The organism is Planotetraspora kaengkrachanensis (assembly GCF_016862895.1).
GTDB lineage: Bacteria > Actinomycetota > Actinomycetes > Streptosporangiales > Streptosporangiaceae > Planotetraspora > Planotetraspora kaengkrachanensis.
On the sequence record NZ_BONV01000001.1, the window covers coordinates 229,725 to 244,853 of the forward strand.

The 15,129-nt window shown below is 71.9% G+C and carries 15 protein-coding genes; 3 read left to right on the plus strand and 12 right to left on the minus strand.

Annotation, left to right across the window (positions count from 1 at the left end; genetic code table 11):
- Positions 1 to 38 precede the first annotated feature (38 nt).
- The gene (locus tag Pka01_RS01025) at positions 39 to 404 is read left to right on the plus strand and encodes a PadR family transcriptional regulator (protein WP_203880595.1); all 366 of its coding nucleotides are present in this window, start codon (positions 39 to 41) and stop codon (positions 402 to 404) included.
- Positions 401 to 1,312: a hypothetical protein gene (locus tag Pka01_RS01030; protein WP_203880596.1), complete on the plus strand. Its 912-nt coding sequence runs from the start codon at positions 401 to 403 to the stop codon at positions 1,310 to 1,312. The genes Pka01_RS01025 and Pka01_RS01030 overlap by 4 nt, the downstream gene beginning before the upstream one ends.
- A gap of 12 nt (positions 1,313 to 1,324) precedes the next feature.
- Here the strand turns inward: Pka01_RS01030 and Pka01_RS01035 are convergent, their stop codons facing one another.
- Genes Pka01_RS01035 through Pka01_RS01060 form a run of 6 tightly spaced genes read right to left on the minus strand, consistent with a single transcriptional unit; the run spans position 1,325 to position 9,358 of the window.
- Positions 1,325 to 2,797, minus strand: a complete 1,473-nt coding sequence (locus Pka01_RS01035; RefSeq protein ID WP_203880597.1) for an RsmB/NOP family class I SAM-dependent RNA methyltransferase — start codon at positions 2,795 to 2,797, stop codon at positions 1,325 to 1,327.
- A gap of 6 nt (positions 2,798 to 2,803) precedes the next feature.
- Entirely contained in the window at positions 2,804 to 3,733 is a 930-nt protein-coding gene (gene fmt, locus Pka01_RS01040) for a methionyl-tRNA formyltransferase (protein ID WP_203880598.1), read from the minus strand.
- A complete protein-coding gene (def, locus tag Pka01_RS01045; protein ID WP_203880599.1) occupies positions 3,733 to 4,281 on the minus strand; it encodes a peptide deformylase in 549 nt (182 codons plus the stop codon). The genes fmt and def overlap by 1 nt, the downstream gene beginning before the upstream one ends.
- A gap of 43 nt (positions 4,282 to 4,324) precedes the next feature.
- A complete protein-coding gene (locus Pka01_RS01050; protein ID WP_203880600.1) occupies positions 4,325 to 5,539 on the minus strand; it encodes a hypothetical protein in 1,215 nt (404 codons plus the stop codon).
- Positions 5,540 to 5,562: 23 nt separating this feature from the next.
- Complete coding sequence (locus Pka01_RS01055; protein ID WP_239114615.1) at positions 5,563 to 7,236, minus strand: hypothetical protein; 1,674 nt, start codon at positions 7,234 to 7,236, stop codon at positions 5,563 to 5,565.
- A 40-nt stretch (positions 7,237 to 7,276) separates the two neighbouring features.
- A complete protein-coding gene (locus Pka01_RS01060) occupies positions 7,277 to 9,358 on the minus strand; it encodes a primosomal protein N' (RefSeq protein WP_203880601.1) in 2,082 nt (693 codons plus the stop codon).
- A gap of 58 nt (positions 9,359 to 9,416) precedes the next feature.
- On the opposite strand from Pka01_RS01060, the gene Pka01_RS01065 reads away from it, so the two are divergent.
- Entirely contained in the window at positions 9,417 to 10,088 is a 672-nt protein-coding gene (locus tag Pka01_RS01065; RefSeq protein ID WP_203880602.1) for a hypothetical protein, read from the plus strand.
- Positions 10,089 to 10,344: 256 nt separating this feature from the next.
- On the opposite strand, the gene metK is transcribed toward Pka01_RS01065, so the two are convergent.
- From metK to mihF, 6 genes are all read right to left on the minus strand, one after another.
- On the minus strand, positions 10,345 to 11,532 hold the full coding sequence (gene metK / locus Pka01_RS01070; RefSeq protein WP_203880603.1) for a methionine adenosyltransferase: 1,188 nt from the start codon (positions 11,530 to 11,532) through the stop codon (positions 10,345 to 10,347).
- Positions 11,533 to 11,703: 171 nt separating this feature from the next.
- A complete protein-coding gene (locus Pka01_RS01075; protein ID WP_203880604.1) occupies positions 11,704 to 12,072 on the minus strand; it encodes a hypothetical protein in 369 nt (122 codons plus the stop codon).
- Between the two features lie 116 nt (positions 12,073 to 12,188).
- Positions 12,189 to 13,382 (minus strand): bifunctional phosphopantothenoylcysteine decarboxylase/phosphopantothenate--cysteine ligase CoaBC, encoded by a 1,194-nt coding sequence (coaBC, locus tag Pka01_RS01080; protein WP_203880605.1) that lies wholly within the window; start codon positions 13,380 to 13,382, stop codon positions 12,189 to 12,191.
- A 73-nt stretch (positions 13,383 to 13,455) separates the two neighbouring features.
- Entirely contained in the window at positions 13,456 to 13,719 is a 264-nt protein-coding gene (gene rpoZ, locus Pka01_RS01085; RefSeq protein ID WP_203880606.1) for a DNA-directed RNA polymerase subunit omega, read from the minus strand.
- Positions 13,720 to 13,730: 11 nt separating this feature from the next.
- On the minus strand, positions 13,731 to 14,276 hold the full coding sequence (gene gmk / locus Pka01_RS01090; RefSeq protein ID WP_239114676.1) for a guanylate kinase: 546 nt from the start codon (positions 14,274 to 14,276) through the stop codon (positions 13,731 to 13,733).
- 140 nt (positions 14,277 to 14,416) lie between these two features.
- Positions 14,417 to 14,740, minus strand: a complete 324-nt coding sequence (gene mihF / locus Pka01_RS01095; RefSeq protein ID WP_203880608.1) for an integration host factor, actinobacterial type — start codon at positions 14,738 to 14,740, stop codon at positions 14,417 to 14,419.
- Positions 14,741 to 15,129: the final 389 nt, after the last annotated feature.

Sequence of the window (15,129 nt, forward strand, 5' to 3'; positions counted from 1 at the left end):
ACTCATCGGTATATATCGTCTACATGAAGGATCGATCCATGCAGGAACCCACGTTCCTGATCCTCACGGCTCTGGCCGCCGGCCCCCAGCACGGTTACGGCATCATCACCGACGTCCTGGAGATCTCCGGCGATCGGGTGCGGCTGCGTGCCGGCACGCTCTACGCGGCGCTCGACCGGCTCCAGGGCGAGGGCCTGATCGAGACCGACCGCGAGGAGGTCGTCGACGGGCGCGCCCGGCGCTACTACCGGCTGACCTCCGAAGGAGCGAGCCGCCTGTCCGTCGAGACGGAGCGGCTGCGCCGCAACGTGGAGACGGCCGCCGCGCGGCTGCGCCGCCGCCCCGGCCTCGCGCTCGGCGTGTGGTCCCCCATCCTTCGCGCCAGGACCGCAGGCGTCACGTGAAAACACTCGAACAGCGTTATCGCAGGTTACTGAGGTGGTATCCGAAGGACCACCGCTCCCTGCACGAAGAGGAGATGATCGCCGTCCTCCTCGCGGGATCCGCCGCCGGGCAGCGCCGCCCCGCGGCGCGTGACGCGTTCGACCTGGTGCGCGGCGGACTGTCCATCCGGCTGCGTCACGCGGTGGGACCGGAATCGCGACACCTCTGGCTCGAGGCGCTCAACCTGGCGGCGCTCATCGGCCCGATCGTCCTGCTGCTCATGGAACTCACGCGGGCCACCGGGACGGCCGACGCGGCGCTCCGGGGATTCGCATCCCTGCAGGACGTGCTGCGGTCGCTCATCACGGCTCTGCCGTACGGGCTGATGGCCCTGCTCGCCTGGCTCGGGCGGAGGAGGTCCGCGGCCCTGTGCGCCTGGGCCTGGGTGGTGCTGTACACCTGGCTCGCCCTGAATCCCGGCCTCGGCGTGCTCCCCTTCAACGTGTTCGACGGCGTCCCGCCCATCGACCTGCTGACGCCTTCGCTCCTGGTGCTCCGCGCCTGCCTGGTCGCGGTGACGCTCACACTGGCGCCGGCGCCGGGCCCTGCCCCGGTGGGCACGCGCAGACTGCTCACCTGGACGGCGGTGGCACTGGCGACGCTCGTCGCGAGCACGTACGTTCCCGGGGCGGGCCTCGCGCTTCCCCTCTCGCTGCTGGCGGTTCTGGCGACCGCGGCGCTGCGCTCCCCCTCCGGGCGGAGAGCGGTGATCGCGCTGTTCCCTCTTGTGGCCGTGGAGGGCGTCTGGGGTCAGGCCGCGGTGGCCCTGCCGGTCGCCGCCGCGTTCTCCGCGGCGGTGTTGGCCCTCATCGCGTGGCTCGCGAGAGAGGGTCGCGCACCGTCGGCGCCCGGCGGCACTCCGGGGTGATCCCGGAGTGACTCACCTGCGGCGCATCAGCGCGACGAACATGGCGTCGGTCCCGTGCCGGTGCGGCCAGAACTGCGCGTACGGCCCATCTCCCAGGTCGGGGACCTCGGGCAGGAACTCCCGCGCGTCCAGCATGTCCACCCGGTCGGCGACGCCGTCCACGACCGCACGCGTCTCGGCGAGGTGCGGCGAGCAGGTGACGTAGGCGACCACTCCGCCGGGCCGTACCGACTCGAGCGCGGAGTCGAGCAGGCGGCGCTGCAGCGACGTCAGCTCGGGCACGCTCCGTGGGTCTCGCCGCCAGCGGGCCTCCGGCCGCCTGCGCAGCGCGCCGAGCCCCGTGCAGGGAGCGTCGAGCATCACCCGGTCGAAGGCTCCGGGACGCCACGGCGGCCGGGTCCCGTCCGCGGTCACCACCTCGGCGTCCTTGGTGGTGCTCCACACCAGGCGGGCGCGGTGATACTGCGCGTCCGCGGCCAGCAGGTGTCCCCCGCCCTGTACGGCGAGCGCGTCCAGCAGCCCGGCCTTGCCGCCCGGTCCCGCGCACATGTCGAGCCATCGGCCGTCCCGGTCGAGCGGCACCCTCGTGAGCGCGAGGGCCACGAGCTGGCTCGCCTCGTCCTGGACGGCAGCGCGCGCCTCCCCGATCGCCCGCAGCGAACCGGGGTCGCCCTCGGTCAGGTAGACGCCGTACGGCGAGTACCTGGCCCGCTCGCCTCCCGCCTCGACGAGCTCCTCGACGGAGCAGCGCCCGGGACGGGCCACCAGGGCGACGCGCGGCCGGTCGTTGTCCGCCGCCAAGGCCAGGGCCGTGTCGTCGACGTCGCCTCCCAGCGCGTCGCGGAGCGCGCCGACGATCCAGCGCGGATGGCTGTGGACGACCGAGAGGTGACCGACGGGGTCCTCCTCACGCGGAGGGGCGACGATCGCGAGCCACTCCTCGAGCGTCCGTCCGGCGACCTTGCGCAACACGGCGTTGGCGTAGCGGGACGGCCCCGTCCCGACCCGGAGCCGCACGAGGTCGATGGTGGCGCTCACGGCGGCGTGCGGGGGGATGCGGGTCTTGAGCAGCTGGTGGACGCCGAGCCTGATGGCGTCGAGCAACGGCGGGTCCACGTGCTCGGGTGCACGGTCGCTGCACGCCGCGATGATCTCGTCGTAGGTGCCGAGGCCGCGCAGGGTGCCGTAGGCGAGCTCGGTGGCGAGTGCGGCGTCGCGCCCGCCCAGCCGCCGCTGCCGCAGCAGTGAGGGCATGAGCAGGTTGGCGTACGCGTCGCGTTCGTCGACGGCCCGCATGAGGTCGTAGGCGGCGTTGCGGGCCTCGTCCCTCGTCGGGCGCGGGGGCCGGCGACGGCCTCCCGAAGCGCCGCCTCCGCGTCCCTGAGAACCTCCACGCCCCTGAGAGCCTCCGCCACGGCCCCGGGAGCCTCCCGACGCGCCCTGCGTGCCCCTGGCGGCTCCTCCGCCGCCCGTCTGACCGCTCATCGCCGCTCAGCCCAGCCGGTCCTGGCCGGAGACGCGGACACCGCGCGCCCATTCGGCCGAGGACATGACGCGCTTGCCCTGGGGCTGCACGTCGCCCAGCTCGACCGGGTGCGTTCCCGTCCCGACGAGCACGGCTTTCTTGGATGCGGCGATCTCCCCCGGCTCGAGTTCGCCCGCCTCGGGCGCGAGCCGTACAGGGCCGAGCTTGACGCGCTGGCCCCGGAAGTCCGTCCACGCGCCGGGGGCCGGTGTGCAGGCGCGGACGAGCCGGTCCACCCGCATGGCGGGCGCCGACCAGTCCACCCTGCCGTCCTCCACGTCGATCTTGGGCGCGATGCTCACGCCGTCCGCGGGCTGCGGCCGCGCCTCGAGGACGCCGTCCTCGACGCCGTCGAGCGTCGCCACGAGCAGTCCGGCACCCGACTCCGCGAGCCGGGCGAGCAGGTCGCCGCTGGTGTCGTCCGGCCGGATCTCCTCGGTCACCACGCCGAAGACGGGCCCGGCGTCGAGTTCCTTCACGATCTGGAACGTCGACGCCCCCGTGATCTCGTCGCCGTGCAGGACGGCGTGCTGGACCGGGGCCGCTCCCCGCCATGCCGGCAGCACGGAGAAGTGCAGATTTATCCATCCATGAGCAGGGATGTCCAGCGCGGCCTGCGGGAGCAGCGCTCCATAGGCGACGACGGGACAACAATCCGGGCCGATCTCACGCAGGCGGTCGAGGAAGGCCGGATCTCCGGCCTTCGCCGGCTTGAGGACCTCGATGCCCGCCTCCTCGGCGAGCTGGGCCACCGGGCTGGGATGGAGCTGCCGCCCCCGCCCCGACTGCGCGTCCGGACGGGTCACGACCGCCACGACCTCGTGGCGGGGCGAGTCCAGCAGGGCGCGCAGAGAGGCGAGCGAGGTGTCCGGCGTGCCGGCGAAGACCAGGCGCACTACAGGGCCTTCCCATGCGTGGCGTGCGGAGACAGCTTCACGGCGGGCGCCGACAGGCCGCTCCACTCCGCCTCGCGCACGGCCTTCATCGCCAGCTTGCGCTGCTTGGCGTCCATCCGGTCGATGAACAGCACCCCGTCGAGATGGTCGGTCTCGTGCTGGAAGCACCGGGCCATGAGGTCGGTGCCCTCGAGGGTGATCGGCTCACCGTGCATGTCGACGCCCTTGGCCACGGCCCGGATGGCGCGCGGCGTCGGGAAGGCCAGCCCGGGGAACGACAGGCACCCCTCCTCGCCCTCCTCGTCGAGCTCGTCGGACAGGTCGAGGTCGGGATTGATCAGATGACCCAGCTGCTCGTCGACGTAGTAGGTGAAGACCCGCAGGCCCACACCGATCTGCGGCGCGGCGAGCCCGGCGCCGGGCGCGTCCATCATCGTGTCGGTGAGGTCCTTGACGAGCTTGCGCAGCTCCTTGTCGAAGTCGACCACCGGCTCCGCCGGGGTGCGCAGCACCGGGTCGCCGAACAGGCGGATCGGCTGGATCGCCAACGGTGGACTCCATTCACGTCGTGTTCTGCGGGATCTCCACAGTTTACGGGCGCGAACGGGCCTTCATCGCCGTCTTCCTCGCCACCTTGGCGATCACGGGGTCGGGGTGGTGCGCGCTGAGCATCTCCAGGACGGCGAGCGCGTCGGGATGGTCGCTGCGCCCCATGGCGGGCATCAGCGACAGCAGGTCCTCGCCGAGGATGTCGTACTGCGTCATCGAGTCGACCGGAGCGGTGATGTAGAGCAGGGCGGCGAGGGTGTCCACGGCCACCCAGGCGCCGTCGCCCTCCCCCAGCGCCGGCGCGTCGAGGTCCCGCACGCCGAGCCAGGCCGCGGCGTAGCGCGACATCATGGGCTCGTCGAGCGCCTCGCGGACGGCGGGCTCCGCCTCCGGGCCGAGCTCCTCCAGGATGGTCCCCGCCGTGCCCCGCTGGGCGGCGTTCCCGGAGGCCGCGATCTTGATCAGCTCGCGGGCGGCGTCCTCGGGGATCCGCTGCTCCAGCCACAGCGTGGCCGCGCTCGCGGACGCCTTGCCCTGCAGCATCGAGTCGACCAGCTCCGCGGCGGTCAGCGCCGCGAACCCGGCGACCTCGTGCAGCGAGGGCGCGTCATGGCCCTCCCTGAGCAGGTCTCGGCGCACGGCCCACACGCCGGGCTGGGTGAGCCTGACGAGGTCGCCGGTCACCTCGATCAGCCCGCAGTACTCCAGCAGCCGCATGGCCTCGGTCAGCTCCCCGGGCAGCGTCATCCGCAGCCGCTTGAGCTCCGCCTGGCGCGCCTCACAGCCGACCTCGTGCGCCTGGAGGATGCCGGTGGCCAGCGCCGAGACCGGCATGCCGTCGCGGACCGAGTAGATCGTCGCCAGGATCTCGGTGAGATGCTCGTCGACGACGCCCGAGCCGGTGAGGCCCTCTTCCGTGCGGTCGAGCACGTCCATCACCACGCCGTCCCAGAACTCCATGGGGTCGGCGACGCCGGGCCCTGGACGGGCTCCCGCTCGGGTGATCTCGATCAGCCGGCCGTTCACGGCCACGACCCACAACAGGTGGAGCCGTCCGGCGGCCAGGCCCAGCTCGGCGACGGCGGCGCGCGCGTCGTCGGCGGTCAGCAGGCCGTCTTCCGTGACCTCACGGACTCCCGTCCATGCGGCCAGGCGTTGGGCGTCCCGTACCAGGGGGATCGCCTGCACCGCGTGAGTCAGCTCCGCATCGGGGGCGAGCTCGACCGGCGGAAAGGTGAGCACGTCGCTGTCGGCCATTCCAGCAACTTACTCCACACGCGTTACCGGATGCCCCGCGAACGTGCCTTGAACGCCGCCTTTCGGGCAGCTTTCGCTGCCGCTTTGTCAGGAAGCGTGTTGCCGAGAAGCTCGAGGACCTCGACGACGTCAGGGTGGTCCACCTGCCACATGTCGTCGATCAGATGGGCGGGAGGACCTGACACCGCGATGTTCTCCGCGAAGCCCTCGGGATCGGCCTCGGCCGCGGGAAGGGCGAGCGCGAGCATGTCGACGCTGAGCCACAACACCTCGTCCTGGGTCATGGCCGGAGCGTCGAGCCCGCGCGCGGACAGCCAGTGGATCGCGTGCGGCCGCAACTCGGCGTCGCCGAGCTTGGCGCGCACCACGCCGGCGGCCTCCTCCCCCAGCCGGTCGACGATCGTTACGGCGATGCCGCGGACCTCGGCGGGCGCGCCCGCGACCGCCACGAGCAGCTCGGCCGCGGCCGCCTCGGGCGTGCGCCTCGACAACCACGCGACGATGTCCCGCTCCGCCACCTCGGTCGGGAGCCCGTCGGTGATCAGCCCGGCGATCAGACCGCTCGCGTCCCCCTCGGCCAGGTCCGCCGCGATGGGCGCGGACACGCCCATCGCCTCGTATCTCGCGCGGAGCCCCCACAGCCCGTGGGCGGTCAGGGTGAGGCCGTCGTCGTCGTACTGGACCGTTCCCGCGTGTGCGAGGTCATGGAAGGCCCTTTCCAGCTGGTCGACAGGACGGTCGTCCGCGACCTCCTCGAGGTAGTCGCGGATCGCCTCCAGGGGAACCGGAGCCTGCAGCCGGTAGAGCAGGTCGTGGATGGAATAGATCTCCTCGTCGACGACCTCCACGCCGGTGACGCCGGTCGGCGCCTCGACCAGGAAGTCCACCGTGCCCGTCCAGAGGGTGAGGACCTCGTCGTCGGGCAGGGAGCCGAGCGGCAGGAGCCCTTCCCCGGCAAAGACGGCGGTGCCCTCCAACCGGGCCAGTCCCAGGTCGAGCGCGAGCCGCCAGGCGAGGGCAGGCCGGCCGACGCCGTGCTCGGTCAGCTCCCGCGCGTCCTTGACCCGCAACGTCCTGCGCACGGTCGTGGTGCGCCCCTCGTCGGCCATCCAGGCGGCGACGCGGTGGGCGTCCTGGAGCAGCGGAACCTCCCGTACGGCTCTCGCGACCTCCTGCGGGGACGCCAGCCGTACCGGCGGCAGCGGCGCGTAGCCCGGGCGGTCGAACCCCTCTCCCGCGGCCTCGTCGAGCGAGTCCCGCGCCGGGTCCGCCCCGCCGTCCGCCAGGTCGAGCGAGTCGGCCCCGATCGCGCTGAAGATGCTCTTGGCCATGCCGAACTTGGTGGTGTCCGCCAGCGCGCGGGGCATCTCCGGCTCGATCGCGTCGATCGTGGTGCGCATCCGGGCGGCCGACTTGATGCCGATCTCACCGGTGTCCAGCAGGAACTCGACCAGCGTCCGCGCCGCCGCCACGGTCTCCGGCGCGCTCTCCGGCGGGGCGATCACCTTACGGGGATAGATCTCCAGCAGGAGTTCCTCGAACGTGCCCGCGCGGAAGTCGCCGAGCTCGTCGACCTCCAGGTAGTCGCTGGCGTAGTCGCACAGCAACCGCACCTCGTCGACGTCGACCTCGACGCCCTTCTCGTGCCCCCACGCGCGAAGGCCTTCGATGGCCAGGTTCACCCATTCGATCGACACAGGGAGACGCTAACGGGTTACTGACAGCATCGCGAATCGGTCAGATCAGGTCCAGCGGATCGATGTTCACACGTACCACGTCAGCCGCTTTGCGCGCGGACCGGACGCCGCCCGCCCCCTTGAGCGCCCTGGCCAGCTTCGATCCCCGATCGCGCGAAATCCTGACCATGGCCCGCTCCAGGCCGCCGTCGACCGGCACGGGGCCCAGGACCTGCGCGCCCCCGGGCAGCTCGGTGTCGGCCAGCATCTCCCTGACGGCCGTGGGGGTGCCGGTCAGCGTGGCCATCCGCACCGCGGGCGGGAACCCGAGCTCGGCTCGGTCGGCGAGCTCGCGCTCGGAGAAGGTGACGGGATCCCACCGCAGCAGCGCCTGCACCGCCGGTACCGCGGAATCGGCCAGCACGACGACCTCGGCTCCCGGTCGCGTGAGCGCCGCGGCGTTCATCCACCGCCGCAGCGCCTCCTCCCCCGCGCGAAGGTCGGGCCGGCCGAGCAGGGCCCACCCGTCGAGCAGCACGGCGGCCGCGTACCCGTCCGCGGGCATCGGCTCGGCCCCCGGCGTGGCGACGACCAGCGCGGGGGCCGCGCCGACCGTGGCCAGGACGCCGTCCCGGCCCGAGGTCTTGACCGTGACCGAGGGGAACGCCCGGCCCAGTTCCTCGGCGGTGCGCCGGGCGCCGACCACGACGGCACGGACCCGGTCGCCGCCGCAGGCGGAGCAGCGCCAGTCCCCCGCCACCCGCCCGCACCACCGGCAGTACGGCATGGCATGGCCGTTGCGCAGGGCGAGCGGCCCCCCGCACACCGGCCCGTCCTGCGCGCCGCCGGTGATCGCGCCGCACCGGGCGGGGGTGCGGCACTGGCGGCAGGCGAGCGCGGGCAGGTAGCCCCGTCGCGGAACCTGGACGAGCACCGGGCCGCTCTCCAGCCCCTGTTTGAGGGTCCGCCACGCCAGGTTGGGGAGCCGGGCCGCGCGCGCCGCCTCGTCGCGGGAGAGCTCTGCGTCGTCCCCGGTGGGACGGATCCTGGGCGCCCGCGCCCTGACCTCCTCGCGCCGCGGCGTGAGCGGCGCCGCCCACCCCGTCGCGACGAGCTGGGTGGCCTCGGCCGTCCGCGCGTAACCGCCGATCAGCATGGCGGCCTCCGCGCGATGAGCGCGCAGTGCAAGCACCTCACGGGCGTGCGGGTACGGCGCCAGCCGTTCCGCGTGCACGTCGTCGCCGTCGTCCCAGATGACGACGAGCCCCAGGCGTTCGACGGGGGCGAACGCGGCTGCGCGGGTGCCGACCACGGTGCCGACCTCGCCCCGCAACGGCTTGAGCCAGCGGCGGTAACGTTCGGCCGGGCCGAGGTCCGCGGTGATCGCGACGTGCGGAATGCCGGCGAGCGCCCGCTCGGCCACGGCGACGTCCTTGCCGTCCGGCACGACCACCACCACGCCGCGCCCGCTCGCCAGGGTGACGCGCACCGCGGCGGCGACGGCCGCCGGCCACGCCGGTCCCTCCGCGTCCGTTCCCGGGAGCGCGGACCAGACGGCGCGCGGGGCCCGTCCGGCCGCGAGAGCGGTCAGGAACGAGTGCCCGGCCGCATAGGCCGCCCAGGCCCTCTCACCGGCCTGCTCGTGGCCGTCAGGCCCCTGTGGGCCCGTCTCCCCGGCCGCGGCCTCCGCGCGCGGCTCCGCCTCCACCCGGGCGTGGCGGGGCGGTACGGCCAGGCGCAGGACGTCGGACATCGTCCCGGCGTAGCGGTCGGCGACCGCTCTGGCGAGGCACGCGATCTCGGACGTCAGGACCGGCTCGGGCGAGATCACGCGATCGAGGAACGACAGCCTGCCCTTGTGGTCGCTTCGCTCAGCCCGTTCGAGGATGAATCCGTCGGTCAGCTGGCCGGAGAAGCGCACCCGCACCCGGCAGCCGGGCACGGCGTCCGCGGCCAGTTCCGCGGGCACCAGGTAGTCGAAGGGCCGGTCCAGGTGAGGCAGCGGGGAGTCGATCGCGACCCGCGCGACCGGCGACTCCTCCGCGGCCTGCTTCGTCCCCTTCTCCCGGGTGCGCCGGGAGGCCTTCCTCGGATCGGGAAGGAGCGCCTCCTGGGGATAGGGTTCGCTGGTCGGCTCGGTCACGTCTACGTCCTACCAGACCACGCCGACGCGGGACGCACGGCTACGGGCTGACGGTGTCATGAACAGCGAGAACAGACTTCCGGTTTGGCTGCGGGAGACCGAGGCGGAGGGCCGTTGGACGGCCGCCGCCGCGGTCATCGTCGTGATCGTCATCCATGTGCTGCTCCGGACGACGCTCGACGTCAGCCCCCTGTGGCTCATGCCCGCGCTCGAGTCCGCCCTGCTCGTCGGCCTCATCGTCGCCAACCCGGTGAGCTTCACCCGGGAGAGCCGCTTCCTGCGGGCGTCCAGCATCGCCTTGATCGGCGTCATCAGTGCGGCCAACGCCTGGATCCTCGTCCGTGAGGTCGTCAGGCTGGTCGGAGGCCACGAGCACGACGCCGCCAGGCTGCTCGCGACGGGTGCCGGGGTCTGGATCATCAACGTCCTGCTCTTCGCGTTGTGGTACTGGGAGCTCGACCGGGGCGGGCCGGTCGCCAGGTCCAAGGCCCGCTGCCGCTACCCCGACTTCCTGTTCCCGCAGATGACCCAGCACGAGGTGGCCCCGCCTGACTGGCGGCCGACCTTCGCCGACTACTTCTACCTCGCGTTCACGAACGCCACCGCGTTCAGCCCCACGGACGTGATGCCGCTGTCGCGCTGGGCCAAGATGGTGATGCTCGTCCAGTCGGCGACGTCACTGATCGTGGTGGCGCTGGTGATCGCCAGAGCCATCAACGTCCTCGCCTAGCGTCCCGTCCCGGCAGGCCGATGACGCTGCCGGTGACGCTGCCGGCGGGTGACCGGTTCCACGGCCCCTCGCCGGACGTGCCCCTGCGGAACGGTCCTTCCCGGCGAAACACGAAACGGCGCCCGCACGGAGCGGGCGCCGTTTCACGTAGTCGATACCAGCCGACAGCGCGGTTCAGTGCCGACTGTCGGTGTCGGCGCCACTGCGACGCCGGTCGGCGCGGGCCAACGTCAGCCGGCGGACCGCTTGCCGATCGTCAGAGGCCGGCGGCCTTGCGGAGGGCCTCCGCGCGGTCGGTCGACTCCCAGGAGACGCCCTCGCGGCCGAAGTGGCCGTAGGCGGCGGTCTCCGCGTAGATCGGGCGGAGCAGGTCCAGCGCGCGGATGATCGCGGCCGGGCGCAGGTCGAACACCTGGAGGACGGCGTCCTGGATCGTCTCGACCGGGACCTTCTCGGTGCCGAACGTCTCGATGAACAGGCCCACCGGCTTGGCCTTGCCGATGGCGTACGCCACCTGGACCTCGCAGCGGTCGGCGAGCTCGGCCGCGACGACGTTCTTGGCGACCCAGCGCATGGCGTAGGCGGCCGAGCGGTCCACCTTCGACGGGTCCTTGCCGGAGAAGGCGCCGCCGCCGTGGCGGGCCATGCCGCCGTAGGTGTCGATGATGATCTTGCGGCCGGTGAGGCCGGCGTCGCCCATCGGGCCGCCGATCTCGAAGCGGCCGGTCGGGTTGACCAGGAGGCGGTACCCCTCGGTCTCGATGTCCAGGTCGGCCAGGACCGGCTCCACGACGTGCTCGCGGATGTCCGGGGTCAGCATCTCCCGCAGGTCGATCTCCGGCGCGTGCTGCGTGGAGACGACCACGGTGTCCAGGCGGACGGGACGGTCGCCGTCGTACTCGATCGTGACCTGGGTCTTGCCGTCCGGGCGCAGGTAGGGCACGGTGCCGTTCTTGCGGACCTCGGACAGGCGCCGGGCCATCTTGTGGGCCAGCGTGATCGGCAGCGGCATGAGCTCGGGCGTCTCACGGCACGCGTAGCCGAACATGAGGCCCTGGTCGCCCGCGCCCTGGCGGTCGAAGTCGTCGAGGCCCTCGCCCTCACGGTGCTCGTAGGCGTCGTCGACGCCCTGGGCGATGTCGGGCGACTGGGCGCCGATGGACACCGAGACGCCACAGGAGGCGCCGTCGAAGCCCTTGTGGGACGCGTCGTACCCGATCTCGAGGATCTTCTCGCGGATCAGGGCGGGGATGTCGATGTAGGTCTCCGTCGTCACCTCGCCGGCGACGTGGACCTGGCCGGTCGTGATCAGCGTCTCGACGGCGACCCGGCTCTTCGGGTCGTCCTTGAGCATGGCGTCGAGAATCGCGTCACTGATCTGGTCGGCGATCTTGTCCGGGTGGCCCTCGGTAACCGACTCGGAGGTGAACAGGCGACGGGACAACTCAGTGGCTCCTCATGCAGCGGCTGCTGACGTTCGGAATCGGCCACGATGGTCGCACCATCGCGGCCGCTCCAATGCAGAGGCGAGTCTAGCCTTACGGGGCACGGCGCCGCGAAACCGTCCAGATTCCGGGCGCCGCGGCACGGGCCCCGCCGGGGGCCGGCCAGGGTCTCACAGCTCGGGCAGCGGGTCCCGGGGCAGGTCACCGGGGGTGAAGGCCTCGGCGTCCGCCGCCGCGACGACCGCGGCGTACTCGTCGTCGACCTCGAACGTCATCCCACCGAACTCGATCGTGGGGCCGCCGCGGGAGACGATCGGCCCCAGCCTGGTCCGGCGCGGATAGGTCGCCCACACGCCCGACGGCTCGTCGCGGCCGAACATCGTGGTCGACAGCAGCGTCACCGACCGATCGGTCACGACGACGAGGAAAGAGGCCGTGAGCGGCGGGGGCAGCGACACGACGGGGAACACGTAGCGGATCTCGTCGCCGGGGCGCAGGTAGGTCCGACAGCGCTCCCTGATCGAGGCGGACACCGGCATGGCCATCGCTCCCTCGCGCCAGCACCATGTAACGGCCGGTCGCGGCAGGCCGGGACGACTCCCGTGACGGCGGATGGAACCGTCCCGGAAACGGGCCGGATCCCGCCAGGGGTCTGTCAGGAGAGGCGCGCCACCACCAGATCCCAGACTACGTCCGCGAGATCCTCTTTGGGACCCCTGGGAATCTCCACGGACTCGCCGTCCGCGGACAGGACGACGGCGGCGTTGTCCGGGGTGCCGAACGCGAGGTTCTCCCCCACCTGGTTGACCACGAGCAGGTCGCAGCCCTTGCGCTCGAGCTTGGCCCGCCCGTTGGCGAGGACGTCGTCCGTCTCGGCGGCGAACCCCACGAGCACCCGGGGGTGGCCGGCCGCCCTGCGGATCTCGCCGAGCTCAGCCAGCACGTCCGGGTTCTTCGTCAGGTGGACGGGCTCGGGCTCCCCCGAGGATTTCTTGATCTTCGTGTCGCTCTGCCGTACGGGCCGGAAGTCGGCCACCGCGGCGGCCATCACGACGGCGTCCGCGTGGCCCGCCGCCGACAGGACGGCCTCACGCAGCCGCCGGGCGGAGTCGACCCTGACCACCTTGGCTCCCGCCGGGTCGGGCAGCCCGACGTTGGCCGACACGAGCGTGACCTCGGCTCCGCGCGCGACGGCCGTACGGGCGAGCGCGTATCCCTGGAGCCCGGAGGAGCGGTTGCCGATGAACCGGACCGGGTCGATGGCCTCGCGGGTGCCCCCGGCGGAGACGACGACGTGCCGGCCGGCCAGGTCGAGGCCTCGGCCGGACATGACCCGCCGGCAGACCTCGAAGATCTCCGCCGGATCGGGCAGGCGGCCGGGGCCGGTGTCGGCTCCGGTGAGCCTGCCGACGGCGGGCTCGATCACGATCGCGCCGCGCCCGCGCAATGTGGCGACGTTGGCGCGGGTTGCGGGGTGCTCCCACATCTCCGTGTGCATCGCCGGAGCGAAGACAACCGGACAGCGGGCGGTCAGAAGCGTGTTGGTGAGCAGATCGTTCGCCAGGCCGTTCGCGGCCCGCGCCAGGATGTCCGCCGTGGCGGGCGCGACCACCACGAGGTCTGCGCTCTGCCCGATGCGGACGTGCGGCACCTCGTGGACCGACTCCCACACGTCGGTCGTCACCGGGTTGCCGGACAGCGCGGCCCAGGTGGGCTCGCCGACGAACCTCAGGGCGTCACGGGTGGGCACGACGCGCACGTCGTGGCCGGACTCCGTGAACAGGCGCAGCAGCTCGCAGGACTTGTAGACCGCGATGCCGGCGCTGACGCCCAGAACGATCGAGCTCATGCGGATCTCTCAGGACCACGCCTGCTCAGAGGCGCCCGGGACCGCGCGAGCGGAGCGAGCGCCGTGAGCGGACTCAGCCCTCGATGGGCTCGGAGGTGAGCAGACCATCGCTGACCTCGCGGAGCGCGATGGACAGCGGCTTCTCCTGCGCGTGGGTCTCCACGAGTGGCCCGACGTACTCGAGCAGGCCCTCACCGAGCTGCGAGTAGTACGCGTTGATCTGGCGCGCCCGCTTCGCGCCCATGATCACCAGGCTGTACTTGCTGTCGACGATGTCGAGCAGCGAGTCGATCGACGGGTTGGTGATGCCCTCGGCATATGCGGCGCTGCTTGCCACGTTTGATTCCTCTAGCTAGATGAACTTCTCATCAAGGCTATCAGCCGGTGGCACACGTCCTTGACGGATGTGTTGACGAGTGTGACGTCGAATTCCTTCTCGGCCGCCATCTCGACCAGACCGGCCTCGAGCCGGCGGGCCACGACGTCGGGCGGCTCGGTGCCGCGACCGCGCAGGCGGCGCTCCAGCTCCTCCCACGTGGGCGGGGCCAGGAAGACGAGCTGGGCCTCCGGCATGCTGCACCGGACCTGACGCGCGCCCTGAAGGTCGATCTCGAGCAGCGTCGGCACTCCGGCCGCGAGCCGCTCCATGACCGGGGTGCGCGGCGTCCCGTAGCGGTTGCCGGCGAACTCGGCCCATTCCAGGAGCTCCCCGGACTCGATGAGCCGGTCGAACTCCTCGTCGTCGGCGAAGTAGTACTCGACTCCGTGCTTCTCGCCTGGACGGGGCTTACGGGTGGTCACCGAGACCGACAGCCACACCTCGGGGTGCGACCGCCGGAGCTCGGCGACGACCGTGGACTTCCCGACGCCCGACGGACCGGACAGGACCGTCAGGCGTCGGTTCTGGGGCGTGGAGCCACCGCCACTCGTCTCGGATCCGCTGGAAGCGGCTGCCTCGTGGGCCCGATTCTCAGCGGACCAAGACCTGTCGGTCACTCCGTACCCCCGTGATACGCGTTCGTGCGAAACCGAGATCAGCTCTCGGCGCCGCCGAACTCGCGCTCCAGGGAGGCGCGCTGGTTGGCGCCGAGACCCCGCACACGGCGGGATTCGGCGATACCAAGGCGCTCCATGAGCTGCTTGGCGCGGACCTTGCCGACGCCAGGGAGCGACTCCAGCAGAGCCGAGACCTTCATCTTGCCGATGACGTCGTCGGTCTGCCCATCCTTCAGCACCTCAGCCAGAGAAACCCCGCCGTGCTTGAGCCGGTTCTTGACCTCGGCACGCTCCTTGCGTGCCTTGGCAGCCTTCTCAAGAGCTGCGGCGCGCTGCTCGGGGGTCAGGGGAGGAAGAGCCACGCCGGGTCACCTCGAATTTCTGTCGATGTACTCGGACGGGAGGGGAAACTAGCTGGTCTATGCCCCTTCCGGCAACGTCAAGGGCTGTTTCCGTGCCCACAAACTTGATTCTACTACTTTTGGTAATGTAATTATCACGCTTTGTCTATGAAAACCGCCCCATCAGCCCTGTAACCGAGCGACCCGCGCGAGCCCCGATCGACCCGCGAAACGGCCCTCTCGAGGCCCCCGCGAGACCACCGCGCAGACCCGCCCGGTCGTAGGCGCAGAGGGCTTCCCGTGCCGCGGTTTCGGTGTCTCAAATCACGCAAATCGGGCATGCAACGGCCCCGGTACGGTGCCCTGAGCGCCGCCGCGGAACCCCCACGACCGACGCGTTGAGGACGAAG

What these genes read in the sequence shown, in the direction of transcription:
- Pka01_RS01025 (WP_203880595.1), top strand. Translation starts at nt 39, where the DNA reads ATGCAGGAACCCACGTTCCTGATCCTCACGGCTCTGGCCGCCGGCCCC.
- Pka01_RS01035 (WP_203880597.1), bottom strand. Translation starts at nt 2,797, where the DNA reads ATGAGCGGTCAGACGGGCGGCGGAGGAGCCGCCAGGGGCACGCAGGGC.
- Pka01_RS01050 (WP_203880600.1), bottom strand. Translation starts at nt 5,539, where the DNA reads ATGGCCGACAGCGACGTGCTCACCTTTCCGCCGGTCGAGCTCGCCCCC.
- Pka01_RS01065 (WP_203880602.1), top strand. Translation starts at nt 9,417, where the DNA reads ATGAACAGCGAGAACAGACTTCCGGTTTGGCTGCGGGAGACCGAGGCG.
- Pka01_RS01075 (WP_203880604.1), bottom strand. Translation starts at nt 12,072, where the DNA reads ATGCCGGTGTCCGCCTCGATCAGGGAGCGCTGTCGGACCTACCTGCGC.
- coaBC (WP_203880605.1), bottom strand. Translation starts at nt 13,382, where the DNA reads ATGAGCTCGATCGTTCTGGGCGTCAGCGCCGGCATCGCGGTCTACAAG.